The sequence below is a fragment of the Mesorhizobium sp. M0626 genome, from assembly GCF_040320665.1.
Classification (GTDB): Bacteria; Pseudomonadota; Alphaproteobacteria; order Rhizobiales; family Rhizobiaceae; genus Mesorhizobium.
In genome coordinates this window covers 128,873-148,258 of record NZ_JAMYQD010000008.1, presented here as the reverse complement: position 1 = coordinate 148,258, position 19,386 = coordinate 128,873, and the positions used below count along the sequence as shown (strand labels likewise).

Below are 19,386 nucleotides of genomic sequence, written 5' to 3'. Positions count from 1 at the left end.
CCTGCTGCCTTAATTTTACGCAGATATAGTTCCTGAACGCCATTGTCCAATTTTGCCGCCTCCGCCAAGGCTTTTACGCGGTGTCGAACATCGAGATCCCCACCGATTCCGGGTTAAGGAAGACGGTGCGGGGCCACGATATCTGCACGATGGCGCCCTCGCCCAGCCCGCTCGAATTGCGGAAATCGAGCGTGGCGCCGGAGCGTTCGAGCAAGGTCTTGGCGATGAACAGCCCGAGGCCCAGGCCACCGCCGGCTTCGTTGCCCTGGCGCGTCGACATATAGGGCTCGCCGATGCGGTCGATGATTTCGGGGGGAAAGCCCGGCCCGTCGTCGATGATCGAGAAGGTGACGTCGAGTTCGTCCCAACTCCATCGCACCGTTACACTGTTGCGGGCGAAGTCGACCGCGTTCTCGACGAGATTGCCGAGGCCGTAGATGACGCCGGGGTTGCGCCGTCCTACCGGTTCGGGGCCGACGCGCTCGCCCGGCCGAAGCTTGATCGAGATGCCGAAATCGCGGTGCGGCGCCGTCACCTCCTCGACCAGCGAAGTCAGCGGCAGACGCGACAGATGCGCCTCACCCTCGGAGGACAGGCTGGTCAGCCGCTTCAGGATCTCGCGGCAGCGCTCGCTCTGCGACCGCAGAAGTTTGACGTCCTCACCGTATTTTGGGTCGTCGCCAAGTGCCTTTTCCATCTCCTTGGAGACAAGGGCGATGGTGGCGAGCGGCGTGCCGAGTTCGTGCGCGGCGGCGGCGGCAAGCCCATCCAGAGCCGACAGATGCTGCTCGCGCTGCAACACCAGTTCGGTGGCGGCAAGCGCATTGGCGAGCAGGCGGGCTTCCTCGGCAACGCGGAAGGCATAGATGGCAGTGAAGGCGATCGAGGAAAACACCGCCATCCATATGCCGGCGACATAGATGAATGGCATGGGCAGCGGCGCGCCCTCGTACCATGGCAGCGGCTGGTGGAAGAAGACCAGCAACGTGGCCGCCGCCATGACCAGCGCGCCGAGCACCGCAGTCAGCCGCAGCGGCAGCGACGCCGCCGAGATGACGACGGGCACGGTCATCAGCACCGAGAACGGGTTGGTGAGGCCGCCAGTCAAAAAGAGCAGGCCGGCAAGCTGCAGGCTGTCGAAGGTCAGGATGAAAAAGGCTGAGAACGGGGTCAGCCGGTGCGCTGCCGGATAGCGGAAGGTCAGCACCAGGTTAAGCCAGGCCGAGCAGGCGACCAGCGCGAAGCAGAGGCTGACCGGCAGCGGGAATTTGAGCCCATAGGCGACGACCAGCACCGCCAGGCTCTGGCCGACGATGGCCAGCCAGCGCAGCCGGATCAGCGTGTTGAGGCGCAGCCGCTGGCTTTGCTGGAAGTCTGGCGCGTGCACGATGTTGATCATGGCCAAGGATTATAGCCGGGAAAGGACGAGCGCTAGGTCCCTCGCGGTTTGGCGCGGGCGGTGGCCGCAGCGAGCAGCGGATTTTCCGGCCAGACATGGCGGGGATAGCGGCCGCGCATGTCGGTGCGCACATCGGCCCAGGAGCCGCGCCAGAAGCCGGGCAGGTCGCGCGTCGTCTGGATCGGCCGGTGCGCCGGCGACAACAGCTCGAGCGTCAGCGGCACGGTGCCGTTGGCGATTGCCGGATGGCGGTCAAGGCCGAACAGTTCCTGCACGCGGATGGCCAGCACCGGCCATTCGCCGTCATAGCGGATCGGCACATGGCTGCCGGAGGGCGCGTCGAAATGGGTCGGCGCCAGTGTGCCGACCTTGCGTTGCAATTCGTGCGGCACCAGCGCCATCAGGCCTGACGACAGCACGCCGGGATCGATCGCGGCGAAGGATGCCTTGCCCGAAAGGAACGGCAGCAGCCAGTCGTCGAGGCCTTCGAGCAGGGCGGGTTCCGAAACATCGGGCCAAGGCGCGCCGAGGCCGCGATGCAGCCAGCCGAGCCGTTGGCGCAGCGTCTCGCCGTCCTTGCCCCATTCCAGCAGCGACAGGCCGTGCTCGCGCAAGGCATCTGTTATGGCGCGGTCGGCGTCTGTTCCAGTTGGTGCGGGCAGCATGCGCTCCGACAAAGTGATGGCGCCGAGCCTGGCGGTCTCGCGCACGCGCGCCGCGCGCCGCTCGCGGTCGAAGCTTGTCTCGCGGCGCGTCTCGATGCTGTCGGAGAGTGCGGCGCGGATGTCGGCCTCGTCGACGGCTGCCGCCGCCGTGATGCGGGCATTTTGCGCCTTGCCTTGCAGATCGGCGACGACCAGCCAGGTCTCGCCGGCCAGCGGATCGGCGGCGTCGACCGTTGCACCGGAGCCGTTGGCGAGCACGAAACGGCCACGCTCGCCGCGCGCCCTGGCGACGCGGTCCGGCCAGGCGTGGATGAGCAAAAGACCGGCAGAAGCGGCTTCGCTGCTCTTGGCGCCGCCCGCCTGCTTCGCCAGCCGCTCGGCCAGCTGCCTTGCCGCAACGGCGCGCGGTGACTTTTCGGTGCGGAAGCGCATCAAGCGCCGTTCGAGGTCGGCGCCGTCGCCGCCGAGACCACGCTCGGTGAGCAGGACGGCTAGCATCGCAGCCTCGAGCGCGTGGCCGGTGCCTGCCGCCTCGGCGACCATGTGCGCCAGCCTTACCGGCAGCGCCAGGTTGCGCATCGCGCCGCCCTGCTCCGTCAGCCGTCCGGCCGCGTCGATGGCGTGCAGCGCCATGAGCAGCGCCCTCGCCTCGTTGAGCGCCGGGGCCGGCGGCGGGTCGAGGAAGGACAGGCTCGCCGGATCGGCGACGCCGAAGGCGGCGCAATCGAGCAGCAGGCCGGACAGGTCGGCTTCCAGAATCTCGGGCGGGGTGAACGCGGGAAGGGCCGCCGTCTGCTCGGCCCGCCAGAGGCGGATGGTGACGCCTGGCTGCGTGCGCCCGGCGCGGCCGGCGCGCTGGTCGGCGGACGCCCTGGAAACGCGCACCGTCTCCAGCCGGGTCAGGCCGCTTGCCGGCTCGTAGCGCGGCAGCCGCGACAGGCCGGAATCGATGACGACGCGCACGCCGTCGATGGTGATCGAGGTCTCGGCGATCGACGTCGCCAGCACCACCTTGCGGCGGCCCGGCAGCGCCGGTTTGATGGCTGCATCCTGCGCCCTGTTGTCGAGCTGGCCGTAGAGCGGCACGATGTCGGTGTCGGCGCCGAGGCGGCCCTGCAGCCGCTCGGCCGTGCGCTCGATCTCGCGCTGTCCCGGCAGGAAGGCGAGCACGCTGCCGCTCTCGCCGGCAAGAGCGGAGCGGATCGCCTTGGCCATGGCGTCTTCGATGGGAACGCCGGCTGGCCGCTCGTCGTATCTGACATCTACGGGGAACGCACGGCCTTGGCTTTCGATCACCGGGGCGCCGGACAGGAGTTTCGCGACGCGCGCGCCATCGAGCGTTGCCGACATCACCAGCAGCCGCAAATCCGGCCGCAGCGCGCCCTGCACGTCGAGCGCCAGCGCCAGGCCGAAATCGCCGTCGAGCGAGCGCTCGTGGAATTCGTCGAAAATCACCGCCGAGACGCCGGGCAGCTCGGGATCGTCTAGGATCATGCGCGCCAGGACGCCTTCGGTGACGACCAGGATTTTTGTCCGGGCCGATGTGCGGTTTTCCATGCGCATGGCATAGCCGACGGTGGCGCCAGGCTCTTCATCAAGCAATTCGGCCATGCGGCGGGCGGCGGCGCGGGCGGCGAGCCGGCGCGGTTCGAGCAGGACGATCTTGCCGGCGACCAGCCAGGGCGCATCGAGCAGCGCCAGCGGCACCAGCGTCGTCTTGCCGGCGCCGGGCGGCGCCACCAGAACGGCGCTGTTGCCGGAGCCGAGCGCCTGGCTCAGGGCCGGCAGCACGGCGGATACCGGAAGCTCCGGCAAGGATCTCGTCGTCATTGCGTCCGCATATCAGCGGTCACCACAACCGTGCAACGGCTCAAAGCCTTGTGCGTGAAAACGGGTTCCAGCGCACCGTGCCCAGCCGCACCTCCTCGCGCACCATGGTGAGCAGGCCGGACGCGCCGACGACGGCCAAGCCGACCAGCGATATCCAGTCCGGATACTCCTGGAAGAACAGCGCGCCAAGGATCACCGCCCAGACGATCTGCGAATAATGCGTCGGCGCGATGCGGTTGGCCGGTGCGTATTTGGCGGCCAGCAGCTGCAGCAATTGGCCGCCGGCGGTAAAGGCGCCGCCCAGCACCAGCCACAGCAGCTGCATGGCGTTGGGGAGGGTGAACGATGTGGCGATGGTGCCGGCCCCGTTGAACAGCAGCCCGTAACCGATGAGCACGCCGAGCATGGTGGTGCGCTTTTCCTGCTGGGCGAGCGACCGCATCAGGATGACGCTGGCCGCGGCGAGGAAGGCCACCGTGAAGGCGGCAAGGTGTCCGAGATGCAACTCGCGAAAACCTGGCCGCACCACCAGCATGACACCTGCAAAGCCGGCAACCACCGCCAGCCAGCGCCATGGACCGACCTTTTCTTTCAGGATGACGGTCGAGAGAATGGTAACGCAAAGCGGCGCCAGGAAGATCAGTGCATAGGTCTCGGCCAGCGGAATGGTGGTGAAGGCGTAGACGCTGAGCACGCCCGAGGCGATGCCGGCCCAGGCGCGGGCCTGCACCGCCCATGGCCGCCCGGTGCGCCAGAAGTCGCGCCAGCGCTCACCGACTGGGCGGCTGAAAAACAGGAAGCAGCCGGCAAACAGCGTGATGAAGAAGCCGATCTCGAAGACGGTGAACTGTCCGCCAAGGCTCTTGATAACGGCATCGCTGCACGAATAGCTTGCATAGGCGATGAGGGCGAGCAGGATTCCGTTCGTCACGTTTTTCCATTTCCGGGGAGAGTGCAGTGAAGGTATTGGCGCTCGGCGCGCATCCCGACGACATCGAGATATTCATGTTCGGTACGCTGGCTGCCTATGCCACGCAAGGCGCAGAACTGACTTTTGCCGTGGCCACGGATGGCGCCAGGGGCGGCATGGGCGACCCGAGCGTTTTGGCTCGTGTCCGCCGCGACGAGGCGGCGGCCGCTGCGGCGCTGCTCGGCGCAACCCTTCGCTTTCTCGACTTTCCCGACGGCGAACTGGTGGCTGATGCGGCACTGATCGCTTCGCTGAAAGCGCTGATACGCGAGACCGCGGCGGATCTGGTGATCACGCATGCCCCCAACGACTATCACGCCGACCATCGTGCTTTATCGGACAGCGTGCGCATCGCGGCCTCGTTCGGCGTCCCCGTGCTGCATGCCGACACGATGGGCGGCACCGGCTTTGCGCCGACGCATTACGTCGACATTTCCGCCTACGGCGATATCAAGACGCAGGCGATCCGAGCGCACCAGTCGCAGTGGCCGGAGCAATATGTCGACAGAGCGCGCGTCCAGAATGAGTTTCGCGCCGGGCAATGCAACAGCGTTCCCGGCTCCCTGGCCGAGGCCTTCCGATTCGAGCCGACATTTCCCTTCGCCGACATCCGCGCGCTGCTGCCGCCCGCGCCCCCTGTTCGGCCGGTGACGCCGCAGACGAAAATTATAGGCGACCCCGGCTAAGCAACTTCCGGGCGAGCCGTCCGGCAATCATTTCCCAACGATTTCAATCGCCGTTTCGCCATGTTGCGGCGCAGCGACGAATTCGCTTGCCTTGTTTAGTAAAAATTGCATCACTAAACAAATTACTAAACATCTGCGGCGCACCGCGCCGCCCTGGCGACGCATAGCGCGCCGTGTTTAGCCCCTCGGAGGAGCGAGGGTTGAGGGGTTCTTGAAACGGCCATCCGGGCGCGTTTCGCAAATGGGAGGAAGGCATGAAATCGAGCTTGAAACTGGCGTTGGGGCTGGCCTCGGCGATTACCGCGTCGACAGCCGTCTCGAACGCGGCGCACGCTGAAGACCTGACGCTTTGCTGGGCCGCCTGGGATCCGGCAAACGCGCTGGTCGAACTGTCCAAGGATTTTACCAAGGAAACCGGCATCGGCATGAAATTCGAATTCGTGCCGTGGACCAACTATGCCGACCGCTTCCTCAACGAGCTCAACTCGCACGGCAAACTTTGCGACCTGATCATCGGCGACAGCCAGTGGATCGGCGGCTCGGCCGAGAACGGCCACTACGTCAAGCTGAACGACTTCTTCGACAAGGAGAAGATCAGCATGGACGACTTCGTGCCGGCAACCGTCGTCGGCTATTCCGAATGGCCGAAGAACACGCCGAACTACTGGGCGCTGCCGGCCATGGGCGACGTCGTCGGCTGGACCTACCGCAAGGACTGGTTCTCCAAGCCGGAACTGCAGAAGGAATTCAAGGAAAAGTATGGTTGGGACCTCGGCCCACCGACCACCTTCGACCAGCTGAAGCAGGTCGCCGAGTTCTTCCAGAAGCGCGAGATCGACGGCAAGACCGTCTATGGCGCTTCGATCTACACCGAGCGTGGCTCGGAAGGCATCACCATGGGCGCCATGGACGTGCTCTACAGCTACGGCTTCCAGTATGAAAACCCCAAGAAGCCCTACGAGATGGAAGGCTTCGTCAATTCGCCAGACGCGGTCAAAGGCCTGGAGTTCTACAAGTCGCTCTACGATTGCTGCACGCCTCCGGGTGCCTCGAACAGCTATATGGGCGAAGGCGTCGACGCTTTCAAATCCGGTCAGGTGGCCATGCACATGAACTTCGCCTTCACCTGGCCCGGCCTGCAGAAGGACGAGAATGTCGGCGGCGACAAGATCGGCTACTTCGTCAATCCGAAGGGTCCCGGTGGCGCCCAGTTTGCGCAGCTTGGCGGCCAGGGCATTTCGGTGGTGTCCTATTCAGACAAGCAGGAATCGGCGCTGAAATACATCAAGTGGTTCGCCAACAAGGATGTGCAGGCCAAATGGTGGTCGCTCGGCGGCTATTCCTGCCTGAACGCGGTGGTCAAGGACCCGGCCTTCCCGTCCAGCCAGCCCTATGCACAGACCTTCCTCGACTCGATGGCGATCGTGAAGGACTTCTGGGCCGAGCCGAGCTACGCACCGCTGCTGCAGGCGTCGCAGAAGCGCTTCCACGACTATGTCGTTGCCGGCCAGGGTTCGGCCAAGGACGCGCTTGACGGCCTGGTCAAGGACTGGACGCAAGTGTTCCAGGACGACGGCAAGATGTAACCGGACCAACGGCTCCTCCCGAGCCTGACCCCAGAGGCGGATGATTTTCAGGCCGAATCGATCAGAAATCATCCGCCTCAGGGCTAAAAAGAGAGAGAGAGCATGATGTCGTCCGAAAACCGCTTCACACTTCTCGGCATCATGCTCTTGGTCCCGTGCTGCCCTTGGCACGGGACGCAGTTCAGATAAATTCCAGTGTCGAGACTTGACGTGACCGAAGCAGGACTCACCATGCTCAATCGGACTGCGGAGAACGTTGCCCGGGCGACCCCGGAGCCGTTGGCCCGCAAGGTCCGGGGGATCAGCGACAAGGGCCTCGCCTGGCTGTTCATCTCGCCGACGATCCTGTTGCTCTTGGCCATCAACATCTTCCCGCTGTTCTGGGCGATCTACCTGTCCTTCACCAACTTCCGGGCGAACCGCCCGAACGAGGTGGTGAAGAACCTCGGCTTCGCCAATTACCAGCGCATCCTCGGCGACCAGGACATCTGGATCGCCATGCAGACGACGGCGCATTTCGTGTTCTGGACGATCCTGCTGCAGACGCTGATCGGTTTCACGCTGGCATGGCTGATCGACAGGAAGTTTCGCGGCCACGCCTTCTGGACGACCATCATCCTGGTGCCGATGATGCTGTCGCCGGCGGTGGTCGGCAATTTCTGGCGTTTCCTCTACGAGCCGCAGATCGGCCTGTTCGCCTACGCCATCTCGTTCGTCACCCGGATACCACCGACCGACATCCAGATGCTGTCCAACGTGTCGCTGGCGCCGTGGTCGATCATCATCGTCGACACCTGGATGTGGACGCCCTATGTCATGCTGATCTGTCTCGCCGGCCTGCGCTCCATCCCCGAATACATCTATGAAGCCGCCGAGGTCGACCGCGCGTCCAACTGGCGGCAGTTCTGGTCGATCACGCTGCCGATGGCGCTGCCCTTCATCATGCTGGCGGTGCTGTTTCGCGGCATCGAGAACTTCAAGATGTTCGACATGGTCAACCTGCTGACCGGTGGCGGGCCGGGCTCGACCACCGAGGTCGCCTCGATCACGCTGAAGCGGCAGGCCTTCGAGAGCTGGCGCACCGGATATTCCTCGGCCTTCGCCATCATCCTGTTCGTCGCGGTGTTCGGGCTGGCCAACATCTACGTCAAGGCGCTGAACAAGGTGAAGCAGAGATGAGCCTGACCACCGCCCACTCCGTCGTCGCCCCCTCGGCCAATTCGAAGCGGATCGCCGGCACCATCATCGTGCTCTACGCGCTGATCTCGATCGTGCCGTTGCTGTGGATCTTCGCCACCAGCTTCAAGACGCCGCCGGATTCGATCGCCTATCCGCCCAAGATTCTGTTCCAGCCGAGCATCGAGGGCTATTGCAACCTGTTCACGACGCGCACCAGGCAAACGCCCGAGTATATCAACTCGCTCGGACCCGCGACCGGTTTCTGCGACGAGACCTCGCGCAAGCGCAACATGGTGATTGCCGGCCCGTCCAATTTCCTGCCGCGCTTCGTCAACTCACTGATCATCGCCTTCGGTTCCACCTTCTGCGCCGTATTCCTCGGCACGCTTTCGGCCTACGGTTTCTCGCGCTTCAAGGTGCCGCTGGCCGATGACCTTCTGTTCTTCATCCTGTCGACGCGCTTCATGCCACCGATCGCGGTCGCCATTCCCATCTACCTGATGTACCGCGAGCTCGGCCTGTCCGACACCGCGCTCGGCATGATCCTGCTCTACACCGCGGTCAACGTGTCGCTCGCGGTGTGGCTGCTGAAAGGCTTCATCGACGAGATCCCGCGCGAGTATGAAGAAGCGGCAATGATCGACGGCTATACCAGGCTGCAGGCCTTCTGGCGCACCGTGCTGCCGCAAGCGACCACCGGCATCGCCGCGACCGCCATCTTCTGCCTGATCTTCGCCTGGAACGAATATGCATTCGCGGCCCTGCTGACCTCCGGCACGGCGCAGACCGCGCCGCCCTTCATCCCGACCATCATCGGCGAAGGCGGCCAGGACTGGCCGGCGGTTGCGGCCGGCACGACCATCTTCCTGGTGCCGATCCTGGTCTTCACCATCCTGCTACGCAAGCAGTTGCTGCGCGGCATCACTTTCGGCGCGGTTCGCAAATGAGTGGTGTGCCAGGTCGACCCCCACTCCGTCGAGCTTCGCTCGACACCTCCCCCCCGATCGACGGGGGAGAGGAAGGGCGCGAACTTCATTCAACCAGACTCCCTTCCTCTCCCTCCGGAGGGGGGAGAGGTGGCGCTGCGAAGCAGCGACGGAGTGGGGGAACCACCTGGCAACCGTTTCGCCCCGTTGCCGGGCAGAAGGAAGGAAGCTGCGCATGACGCGCCCAGCCATCTCCAAAAAGTCATCCTGGCCTCGCTGGGCCCGGCGCGGCCTGATGGAAAACATCGCCACGACGCTGATCGCCATTGGATTCCTGATGCTGTTCCAGCCCTTCGCGCTGGCGCTCTACACCTACTCCTTCATCACCATGCTCGCCGGCACGGTGATGTTCATCATCGTCTCGAAGTTCCCGGAATAATCATGGCCGAAATCCGCGTCCAACATTTGAGAAAGGCCTTCGGCGATTTCGTCGCGGTGCAGGATTCCAGCTTCGTCGTCGAGGATGGCGAGTTCTTCGTGATGCTTGGGCCGTCAGGCTGCGGCAAGACCACGACGCTGCGCATGATCGCCGGGCTCGAACTGCCGACCGGCGGCCAGATCCTGCTCGGCGGCGAGGATGTCACCATGCGCCGGGCGCGGGAGCGGGACATCGCCTTCGTCTTCCAGCTGTTCGCGCTCTATCCGCATATGAACGTGCGCAAGAACATCGGCTTCCCGCTTCTCGCGCAAGGCATGCCCTCGGCCGAGATTCGAAGCCGTGTCGAGGAAACGGCGAAGCTCCTGCGCATCGACCATCTGCTCAACAAATCGGTCTCGGGCCTTGCCGGCGGTGACCGCCAGCGCGTGGCGCTCGGTCGCGCCATCGTGCGACGGCCAAAATGCTTCCTGATGGACGAGCCGCTCGGCACGCTCGACACCGAATTCCGCGATCTGATGGTGCATGAGCTGCGCGAGCTGCACAACCGCATCCACGCCACCACCGTCTATGTCACGCACGACCAGATGGAAGCGATGTCGATGGCCGACAAGATCGCCGTCATGAACCATGGCGTCATCGAACAGTTCGGCAGCCCGCGCGAAATCTACGACCGCCCGGCAACCATGTTCGTCGCCGACTTCATCGGCTCGCCGCCGATGAATTTCCTGGGCTTCGGTGGCGGGCTGGCGAAGGGGGCGGAGGAAATCGTCGTCCAGGGCGCCAAGGTGGCGGTGCCGGAAGTGCGCGAGGAAATTGCGCCCGCCGACATGGCGCTCGGCATCCGTCCCGAGCACATCCGTTTCGACGATGCGTCGAAACTGCGCGGCACCATCTACGGCACCGAATATCTCGGCACGACGCAGATCGTGGCGGTGGAGACGGCGGACGGCATCATCAAGGCGCGGGTGCCGGCCGAAATCCGGCTCGCTGCCGGCGATCATGTCGGGCTGACGTTGAACAGCGCGCGGCTGTCGCTGTTCGACAAGGGCTCGGGTCGGGCGGTGCGCACCGCGATCCACGATACCGCCTCTCAAGGGAGAGCGCAGCATGGCTGACGTGCACATCAAGGGCGTGACCAAAAGCTTCGGCGACCATGTCGCCGTCGATGGCCTCGACCTTAACATCGCCGATGGCGAATTCGTCGTGCTGCTCGGCCCGACCGGCGCCGGCAAGACGACGACGCTGAGATTGATCGCCGGACTGGAGCGGCCGGATGGCGGCACGATCCATATTGGCGGCCACGATGCGACGACGCTGTCGCCGGCCGAGCGCGACACCGCCTTCGTGTTCCAGCAATATTCGCTCTACCCGCATCTGTCGGTCTACGACAACCTCGCCTTCCCGCTGCGTTCGCCAGCGCGGAAAGTACCGGAGGACCAGATTCGCCGCCGCGTCGAAGAGGTGGCGAAGATGGTGCGCATCCACCACAAGCTGAACAACCGCTCGACCAAGCTTTCGGGTGGCGAAATGCAGCGCGTCGCCATTGGGCGCGCGCTGGTGCGCAAGCCGTCGATCTATTTGATGGACGAGCCGCTGTCGTCGCTCGACGCCAAATTGCGCGCCGATCTCAGGCTCGAACTCAAACGCATCCAAGCCGAGCTCGGCGCCACCATGCTCTATGTCACGCACGACCAGATCGAGGCGATGACCATGGCGGACCGCATCGGCATCCTCAACAATGGCGTGCTGGTGCAGATCGGCACGCCGCGCACCATCTATTCCGAGCCGGCAAACCTTCATGTCGCCGCACGGCTCGGCCAGCCGGCGATCAATCTGCTGCCAGCGGGACTGCTGCCTGATGGTGGGGCGCCGACCGGAACCAAGACCATCGGCGCGCGCACCGAGCATCTGTCGATCGAGAAGACCGCAAACGGCCATGCCGACGGCGTCGTCGACTGGGTCGAACATCTCGGGGACCAGAACCATCTGCATGTTACGGTCGGCCCGAAGAAACTGGTGACGCTCACCGACCCCGATACGGATCTGGCCGAGGGCGACAAAGTGGTGATCCGCTACCGCTCGCCACTTTATTTCGGCGCCGACGGACAAAGACTGATGTGAGGTTTTCGGTGTCTCGCCAAGGGCACGGCACCGGCTTCTGATTGACGAATACAGGACGAATTCGATGAAGCACTTTTTCAACCGCAGGGAAACGATCGTCACCGAGGCGCTGGACGGGCTGTTGCGGACCATCGGTTCCGGCGATCTCGCGCGCCTCGACGGTTACCCCGAGATCAAGGTCGTGCTGCGCGCCGACTGGGACAAGGCGAAAGTTGCCGTCGTCTCCGGTGGCGGCGCCGGACACGAACCGTCCCATGCCGGCTTTGTCGGCAAGGGCATGCTGACGGCGGCGGTTTCGGGCGAGATCTTCGCCTCGCCCAGCGTCGAGGCGGTGCTGGCCGCCATCCGCGCGGTGACCGGCCCGGCCGGCTGCCTGCTGATCGTCAAGAACTACACCGGCGACCGGCTCAATTTCGGCCTGGCGGCCGAGAAAGCGCGCGCCGAAGGGTTTCGCGTCGAGATGGCGATCGTCGCCGACGACATCGCCCTGCCGGATATCAACCAGCCGCGCGGCGTCGCCGGCACCTTGTTCGTACATAAGATCGCCGGCCATTTGTCGGAGACCGGTCAGGACCTGGCAGCCGTTGCTACAGCCGCTCGCGTGGCGGCGAAGGACATCATCTCGCTCGGCATGTCGCTGTCGTCCTGCTCGATCCCCGGCCAGCCACATGAAGAGCGGTTCGGCGAAAATGACGGCGAACTCGGCCTCGGCATCCATGGCGAGCCGGGCGTCGAGCGCATCGCCGCGCAGAGCGCCGACAGACTTGTGGCGATCATGGCGGAGCGGCTGGCGGTGCGGCTCGACCCGAACGCCAGCCACGCGTTGCTCATCAACAATCTCGGCTCGGTGCCGCCGCTCGAAATGTCGCTGGTCGCCAATGCCGTGCTGGCCTCGCCGCTGGCCAAGACCGTGAAGCTTGCGATCGGCCCAGGACCGCTGATGACGGCGCTCAACATGAACGGTTTTTCGCTGTCGCTGATCAAGCTCGATGCGGCGCGCGAGGCAGCCTTGCTGGCGCCTGTCGGCCCACATGCCTGGATGCCGGCCAAAACCGTCGTCGCGCCGGCTATCGTGCCTATGGCGAAAGCGGCTGGAAACAGCGCAGCCCAAAGGGCCAGCCAGGATTCCGGCACCAGGCGTTTGATCGTCACGGTCTGCGAACGGCTGATCGCGCTCGAAGAGACACTGAACGGGCTCGACGCCAAGGCGGGCGATGGCGATACCGGTTCGACGGTTGCGACCGGCGCGCGCAGCGTGCTGGAACGGCTCGATGCGCTGCCGCTGGCCGACCCTGCCGCCACGCTTGCGGCTATAGGCGATAGTCTGGGCGTCGCAATGGGCGGCTCCTCAGGCGTCTTGCTGTCGATCTTCTTCACGGCGGCGGCTCAGGCTTCGAACGGCGGAGCAACCCTGTCCAAGGCGCTGCTTGCCGGGCTTGACCGCATGACTTTTTACGGTGGCGCCAAGGTCGGCGACCGCACCATGGTCGATGCCTTGGAGCCGGCGCTGAAGGCGCTCGATGCCAAGGGGCTGGATGCCGCGGCTACAGCGGCACGGCACGGCGCCGAGGCGACCGCTGCCATGGAGAAGGCGAAGGCCGGACGCTCCGCCTATGTTGGCACCAAATTGCAGGGCGTAGTCGACCCTGGCGCCCATGCCGTGGCCGAAGTGTTCGCGGCCGCCGCCGCGCTGCATGCAACGGCCTGACGGCATGCTTCGATTGTCGAATGAAAACTCTTGCGATACTGCCGGCAGGATCGAAACCGGGAATCTGGACATGGCAGCGTTCGACCTTGCCAGGCTGATCACCGCCGCCGCGGACACGATCGCCGCTCACTCGGAAGAGTTGACCGCGCTCGACCAGGCGATCGGCGATGGTGACCATGGGCTGAACATGAAGCGCGGCTTCGAGGCTGTGCGCGCCGATGCCGGGGCGTTCGCTGCAAAGCCGCTGCCCGAGGCGCTGAAGGCGATCGGCACCAAGCTGGTGATGACGGTCGGCGGTGCGTCCGGGCCGCTGTTCGGTACATTGTTCCTGGCGCTGGGCAAGGAGATTTCAGGAGAGCCGGATCGCCCCAAGCTGACGGCTGCTTTCGGCAAGGCAATCGAAGCTGTGGCCGCCAGAGGCAAATCCCAGGTTGGTCAAAAGACCATGCTCGATGTGCTGCAACCTGTGCAGGACGCGTTGGTCGAAGGAAAGACGGCCATGGAAATTGCAGATATCGCCGACGTGGCTGCCGAGGCGACCGTGCCGATGAAGGCAACACGCGGTCGCGCCTCATTCCTCGGCGACCGCTCAATCGGTCATATGGATGCCGGCGGACGCTCTGTGGCGCTGCTGGTGCGGACCGTCGCCGAAACCGTCGAGGGCCAAGCATGAGCAATGTCGGCATCGTCATCGTCTCGCATTCGCCGCTGGTTGCCGAAGGCACGGCCGACATGGTGCGGCAGATGGTGGGCGACGAAGTGCCGCTTGCATGGTGCGGCGGAAACGGCCATGGCGGGCTCGGCACCAGCGTCGAAGCGATCATAGGCGCCATCGACAAGGCGTGGTCGGAGGCGGGCGTCGCCATACTGGTCGATCTCGGCGGCGCCGAGACCAATTCGGAAATGGCGGTGGAAATGATCGGCGAGCCGCGGGCGCTCAGGATTATCGTCTGCAACGCGCCGATCGTCGAAGGCGCGGTGATGGCGGCGACCGAGTCCTCCGGCGGCGCCTCGCTGAAGGAAGTGGTGGCGACGGCGCATGAATTGTCGCCGTCGTGAGTGAACGGGAATTTTGACCTGATGTCCGCCTTTGCCGAAGCGACCGTCCTGATCACCCACGAGGTGGGTCTGCATGCGCGCCCTTCGGTGAAGTTCACCAAGCTTGCCAAGAGCTTTGCGGCCGAGGTGGAGATTGCGCTTTCTGCCAACGGCCCATGGTTCGACGCCAAGAGCATCGTCAAGGTGATGGCGGCCAGGGCGCCGAAAGGCACCATGCTGCACATCCGGGCCACAGGCGACGGCGCCGATGATGCCGTGAGAGCGCTGGTCGAGCTGGTGCGGCGCGATTTCGACGAAGGCGCGGGCCATGCCCGAACCGCTTAGGCTGCAAGGCATTTCGGCCTCCGCCGGCTACGCCGAGGGGCCGCTGTTCAATCTCGACAACGGCACCGCGCACTACTCACGGAAGGCGACAGCCGGCGAGGAAAAGGCTGCATTGGAAGCAGCTATCGCCAGTTCGGCTGACCGGCTCGCGACCCTGATTGAAACCGCCGATGAGGAGGCCGCCGGCATTCTCGAATTCCAGCTCGCCATGCTTGAGGACGATGCCCTGACCGGCCCGGCTTTTGCCGCGATCGCGTCCGGCATGCCGGCTGACATGGCCTGGCGACAGGCGCTGGACGCCGAGATCTCCGGCTACGAAACGTCAGACCAGGACTATTTCCGGGCTCGCGCCGCCGATATCAGCGATATCCGCGACCGCGTGCTGCGCGCCCTTACCGAGGAGCAGGAGAGCGCTCCACCAGCGGGCGCCATTCTCTATGGCGAGGACATCGCGCCGACGCGCTTTCTCGAGACCGACTGGAGCACCGGCGGCGGCATCGCGCTGAGGGCCGGCAGCGCCGCCAGCCACGTCGCCATGCTGGCGCGCTCGCGCGGCGTGCCGATGGTGGTGGGGCTTGGCGCTTCGCCGGCTAATCCCGTCGGTCTGGCTCTGCTCGATGCGGAGCATGGCGGTATCGTGCTTTCGCCGACCACGACCGAGATCGAAGCGTTCCACCGGTCCTCGTCCTCGTTTGTGGCACATCGAGACAAGGCCGGAGTCTATCTCGCGAAACCGGCGGTAACCCGGGCCGGGACGACAGTGCGCGTGCAGGTCAACATCGCCGATCCGTCCGAGGTCGACGGCATCGACATTTCGACCTGCGACGGGGTCGGGCTGATGCGCACCGAATTCCTGTTCGGCAAGGCGCCGCCGGACGAGGAGACGCAATACCAGGCCTATCGCAAGGTGCTGGAATGGGCAGGCGACAAGCCGGTGACCATCCGTACCGTCGACGCCGGCGGCGACAAGCCGGTGCCGGGCTTCACCGTCGAGGAGAGCAACCCGTTCCTCGGGCTGCGTGGCATCAGGCTGTCGCTGGCAAGGCCGGAGGTGTTTCGCGTACAGATCCGGGCGCTGCTGCGCGCGGCGGTGCACGGCAATCTGAAGGTGATGTTTCCGATGATCGCCGTCGCGGAGGAATACCAACGCGCCGCCGCTCTGTTCGTGGAGGAGCAGGCCGGGCTTGCCGCGCGCGGCATCGCGCAAAAAATGCCGCCGCTCGGCATCATGGTCGAGGTGCCTTCGGTGGCGATCGCGCCGGAGGCGTTCGCCGATGTCGCCTTCTTCTCGATCGGTTCGAACGATCTGACCCAATATGTAATGGCGGCTGCCCGCGATAACGCAGCCGTGGCGCATCTTAATTCTGTCCGCCATCCCGCCGTGTTGCGGCTGATCGGCTCGGTTGCCGCTTTTGGCCTGCGCGCGAAAATCCCAGTCAGCCTGTGCGGCGATGCCGGCGGCGATCCGGCATCGATCCCGGCACTGCTCGAGGCCGGCCTGCGGGATCTCTCGGTGGCTCCCGCCCAACTCGCCATGGCCAAGGCGGCCATCTCGGATGCATCGGTCTAGGATGACTGAGATGGCCGACAAGACACCAGAAGCCGGCTCCGAAGAGGCGATCCGCGCCTACAAGACGATCCTGTCGCAGGTCATCGACCAGCGACCGTCGGGTATGCGACAACGCCTTGCCGACGCGCTTGGCAAGCACCGCAGCTTCGTCACCCAGATTTCCAGCGCGGCCTATTCGACCCCGATCCCGTCAAAACATCTGCCGGCTATTTTTTCGGTCTGCCATTTCAGTCCGGCCGAGCGCGATCAGTTTCTGGCTGCCTATCATCTGGCGCATCCCGGCAAGATGTCGGTTGCGGCAGGCATGCGCAAGACCCGGCATGTCTCGCTGATCGTGCCCGATTTCGGCGACGACAAGCAGAATGCAGCGCTCGACAAGGCGATCAACGAATTCATCCAGAAGATCACCAGCATCACCGGCAGGAGTGGTGGCTGATCGTGTTGTGTCGGGAGGACACATGAAGAAGTTTATGAATTCCGTCGACACGGTGCTGACCGAAAGCCTCAACGGCTTCGTTGCAGCTCATGCCGACATCCTGGTGCTGGGCGAGGAGCACAAATTCATTCGCCGCAAGGTGATGAAGCCGGGGAAGGTGGCGCTGATCTCGGGCGGCGGTTCCGGCCACGAGCCGTTGCATGCCGGCTTTGTCGGTCACGGCATGCTGGACGCCGCCTGCCCCGGCCAGGTCTTCACCTCGCCAACGCCGGACCAGATACTGGCGGCGGCCGCCGCCGTCGATACCGGCGCCGGCTGCCTGTTCATCGTCAAGAACTATGAAGGCGACGTGATGAATTTCGACATGGCCGGCGAAATGGCCGACGGCGTCCTGCAGGTGGTGATCAATGATGACGTCGCCGTCGAGAATTCGTCCTTTACGACCGGCCGGCGCGGCGTCGCCGGCACGCTGGTGGTGGAGAAGATCGTCGGCGCCGCCGCCGAGCAAGGCATGGCGCTGGCGGATCTCAAGGCGCTCGGCGGTCGCATCAACAGCGCGACGCGTTCGATGGGCGTGGCGCTGACCAGTTGCACGGTGCCGGCGGCCGGCAGGCCGACCTTCGAGATTGGTGATGGCGAGATGGAATTCGGCGTCGGCATTCATGGCGAGCCCGGCCGGCGTCGCGACACGTTGAAAAGCGCCGATGCGATCGCCGAAGAGATTTGCGCCGCGATCCTGGGCGATCTCGGCGACAGGGCGAAAGGCCCGGCACTGTTGTTCATCAACGGCTTTGGCGGCACGCCGCTGATGGAGCTCTATCTGATGTACAACAGCGCCCGAAACATCTTCGAAAAACAGGGCGTGACGGTGACCCGCTCGCTGGTCGGGTCCTACGTGACATCGCTCGACATGGCCGGCTGCTCGATCACGCTGACCATGCTGGATGACGAGGTAACGTCAATGTGGGACGCGCCGGTGCACACAGCCGCGCTGCGCTGGGGACTGTAACGGAGGGGCCTTGCCCATATCCCGAACAGGCGGCTTATGAACTTGCCTTAGCCTGCGGGACCGGACGGACCGTTACCCGCAGTCACGCCGACAGATTGCCCGCCTGCAGCGCGGCTTGCCTTGCGGCCGACCGCTCCGGCTTCATCCAAACCGAAGCTGTAGAAGTCTTATCGCGGTATCGGCAGCGACGGCCCGGCCACCACGCTGGACAACTTTCCTGCCTTGCGCAGCACGGGCGCTTCATACTTTTTCTTGGCCATTCCAAACACCCTTTTCAGTCAAGTGCAAAAGAATGGACCGAAACCGTGGAAAGTCAATTCATGAGCTGGTTCTGCCACCACACGCTGGCTTCATGCATGCTTTTCTGCAACATACGCTCCTCTGAGTTGGTTGTTTGACGCAATTCCGGACGGGAATTGCTGATGTGGGCGAACGCAATCCGGGTTTGATGCTGCCATCTCTTGCGCCTGCCGATGAAAAACTGCTGCTGACCTTCGCCGACCCGGAGGCGACGGTTGCCATTGGCCGTGACGTTGCTGCCGAAAGCTTGCTGGCACTGCTCGCCAATGCCGAGTTCCACGGCGTGCTGCCGATCATGCTGCGCAAGCTCAGCGAGATCGGCGACGCCCAACTGCCTGCGGACGCAGCCTTGCGGCAAAAGCTGTCGGAACTGCGTGATCGCTCGACGCTGGCGACCGGCCAATCGATGCTGCTGCAATATCATGGCGACCGCATCATGAAGGCATTGGCGGCGAAAAATGTTCCGGCCCGCATCGTCAAGGGTCCGGTCTTCGCACGCAAACTTTACCGCCACGCCGCTGACCGGCCGTTCACCGACATCGACATTCTGGTCGAGCCGGCCAGCATCATTGAAGCCAACACGGTGATTGCCGGATGCGGCTTCGAGCTCTGGAGCGGCGAGGCGCAGTCGCAGGATCTGCAGGAGTTCAAGTGGCTGGAGAAGGAGAATACCAGCCTGCTGATCGAACTGCACGGCAACCTGGTGCATGATTCCGGCATGCGGCGGCGGCTGTCGCTGGGCTTTCGCGAATTGCAGATCATCGACGGCAGCGAGGCCGACACGCCGGCCGCGCTGCTGACCATCGCCATTGTCCACGCCGCCGGCGGGCACAAGTTCCACCGGCTGCAGCTTTGCGTCGATGTGCTGCAGGGCGTGCGCGCGCTGCGGTCGCCCGCGGATGAAGACCGGCTTTTCGAGGCGGCGCGCATCAGCGGCATCGAGCTCGAACTGGCGACGGTTCTCAATGTGACGGGGCGGCTGTTTGATGCACCGCGCGCGATCGAACTGGCCGACCGCATCAAGCCCGACCTCTCGATATTTTTGGCCAAATGGCTGATCACCGGCGATACGCTGCTCGGCGTCAATTCCAGGGACAAGATGCATTCGCGCCTGCGCCGCGACGCCTTCCGCTGGATCCAGCGCCTCGCCAGGCCAAAGCCGCATTCTGCCTGAAGTGT

At 64.5% G+C, this 19,386-nt stretch carries 18 protein-coding genes; 15 read left to right on the top strand and 3 right to left on the bottom strand.

All coding sequences use genetic code 11. From position 1 onward, the window contains the following. Positions 1-73: 73 nt before the first annotated feature. Genes NKI37_RS11985 through NKI37_RS11975 form a run of 3 tightly spaced genes read right to left on the bottom strand, consistent with a single transcriptional unit; the run spans position 74 to position 4,825 of the window. Positions 74-1,399, bottom strand: coding sequence for an ActS/PrrB/RegB family redox-sensitive histidine kinase (locus NKI37_RS11985; RefSeq protein ID WP_023692667.1), 1,326 nt, complete (start codon positions 1,397-1,399; stop codon positions 74-76). Between the two features lie 32 nt (positions 1,400-1,431). After that, positions 1,432-3,894 carry an ATP-dependent helicase HrpB gene (gene hrpB / locus NKI37_RS11980; RefSeq protein ID WP_352789001.1) on the bottom strand — a complete coding sequence of 821 codons (2,463 nt, stop codon included), beginning with the start codon at positions 3,892-3,894 and terminating at the stop codon, positions 1,432-1,434. 40 nt (positions 3,895-3,934) lie between these two features. Beyond that, positions 3,935-4,825 carry a DMT family transporter gene (locus NKI37_RS11975; protein ID WP_023816341.1) on the bottom strand — a complete coding sequence of 297 codons (891 nt, stop codon included), beginning with the start codon at positions 4,823-4,825 and terminating at the stop codon, positions 3,935-3,937. A 26-nt stretch (positions 4,826-4,851) separates the two neighbouring features. Here NKI37_RS11975 and NKI37_RS11970 point away from each other — a divergent pair, with 26 nt between their 5' ends. From NKI37_RS11970 to NKI37_RS11900, 15 genes are all read left to right on the top strand, one after another. After that, the gene (locus NKI37_RS11970) at positions 4,852-5,550 is read left to right on the top strand and encodes a PIG-L deacetylase family protein (RefSeq protein ID WP_023816342.1); all 699 of its coding nucleotides are present in this window, start codon (positions 4,852-4,854) and stop codon (positions 5,548-5,550) included. 254 nt (positions 5,551-5,804) lie between these two features. Next, entirely contained in the window at positions 5,805-7,136 is a 1,332-nt protein-coding gene (locus NKI37_RS11965) for an ABC transporter substrate-binding protein (RefSeq protein ID WP_023684201.1), read from the top strand. A 231-nt stretch (positions 7,137-7,367) separates the two neighbouring features. Continuing rightward, on the top strand, positions 7,368-8,315 hold the full coding sequence (locus NKI37_RS11960) for a carbohydrate ABC transporter permease (RefSeq protein WP_031198535.1): 948 nt from the start codon (positions 7,368-7,370) through the stop codon (positions 8,313-8,315). Next, entirely contained in the window at positions 8,312-9,262 is a 951-nt protein-coding gene (locus tag NKI37_RS11955; RefSeq protein WP_023711245.1) for a carbohydrate ABC transporter permease, read from the top strand. Before NKI37_RS11960 ends, NKI37_RS11955 begins: the two co-directional genes overlap by 4 nt. A 214-nt stretch (positions 9,263-9,476) precedes the next feature. Continuing rightward, positions 9,477-9,680 (top strand): hypothetical protein, encoded by a 204-nt coding sequence (locus tag NKI37_RS11950; RefSeq protein WP_023668776.1) that lies wholly within the window; start codon positions 9,477-9,479, stop codon positions 9,678-9,680. Positions 9,681-9,682: 2 nt separating this feature from the next. Beyond that, on the top strand, positions 9,683-10,795 hold the full coding sequence (locus tag NKI37_RS11945; RefSeq protein ID WP_352789004.1) for an ABC transporter ATP-binding protein: 1,113 nt from the start codon (positions 9,683-9,685) through the stop codon (positions 10,793-10,795). After that, complete coding sequence (locus NKI37_RS11940; RefSeq protein ID WP_023738110.1) at positions 10,788-11,801, top strand: ABC transporter ATP-binding protein; 1,014 nt, start codon at positions 10,788-10,790, stop codon at positions 11,799-11,801. The genes NKI37_RS11945 and NKI37_RS11940 overlap by 8 nt, the downstream gene beginning before the upstream one ends. A 64-nt stretch (positions 11,802-11,865) precedes the next feature. Then, positions 11,866-13,509 (top strand): dihydroxyacetone kinase subunit DhaK, encoded by a 1,644-nt coding sequence (locus tag NKI37_RS11935; protein WP_352789006.1) that lies wholly within the window; start codon positions 11,866-11,868, stop codon positions 13,507-13,509. 70 nt (positions 13,510-13,579) lie between these two features. Next, the gene (gene dhaL / locus NKI37_RS11930; protein WP_023806153.1) at positions 13,580-14,182 is read left to right on the top strand and encodes a dihydroxyacetone kinase subunit DhaL; all 603 of its coding nucleotides are present in this window, start codon (positions 13,580-13,582) and stop codon (positions 14,180-14,182) included. Further along, positions 14,179-14,568 (top strand): dihydroxyacetone kinase phosphoryl donor subunit DhaM, encoded by a 390-nt coding sequence (dhaM, locus tag NKI37_RS11925; protein WP_352789009.1) that lies wholly within the window; start codon positions 14,179-14,181, stop codon positions 14,566-14,568. The genes dhaL and dhaM overlap by 4 nt, the downstream gene beginning before the upstream one ends. Before the next feature lie 21 nt (positions 14,569-14,589). Continuing rightward, positions 14,590-14,892: an HPr family phosphocarrier protein gene (locus tag NKI37_RS11920; protein WP_023729629.1), complete on the top strand. Its 303-nt coding sequence runs from the start codon at positions 14,590-14,592 to the stop codon at positions 14,890-14,892. Next, entirely contained in the window at positions 14,876-16,462 is a 1,587-nt protein-coding gene (gene ptsP, locus NKI37_RS11915) for a phosphoenolpyruvate--protein phosphotransferase (protein ID WP_023702322.1), read from the top strand. Before NKI37_RS11920 ends, ptsP begins: the two co-directional genes overlap by 17 nt. A 10-nt stretch (positions 16,463-16,472) precedes the next feature. Continuing rightward, the gene (locus NKI37_RS11910; RefSeq protein WP_023668784.1) at positions 16,473-16,898 is read left to right on the top strand and encodes a hypothetical protein; all 426 of its coding nucleotides are present in this window, start codon (positions 16,473-16,475) and stop codon (positions 16,896-16,898) included. A gap of 22 nt (positions 16,899-16,920) precedes the next feature. Then, a complete protein-coding gene (gene dhaK, locus NKI37_RS11905; RefSeq protein WP_023694188.1) occupies positions 16,921-17,907 on the top strand; it encodes a dihydroxyacetone kinase subunit DhaK in 987 nt (328 codons plus the stop codon). A gap of 448 nt (positions 17,908-18,355) precedes the next feature. Next, on the top strand, positions 18,356-19,381 hold the full coding sequence (locus tag NKI37_RS11900; RefSeq protein ID WP_023668787.1) for a nucleotidyltransferase family protein: 1,026 nt from the start codon (positions 18,356-18,358) through the stop codon (positions 19,379-19,381). Positions 19,382-19,386: the final 5 nt, after the last annotated feature.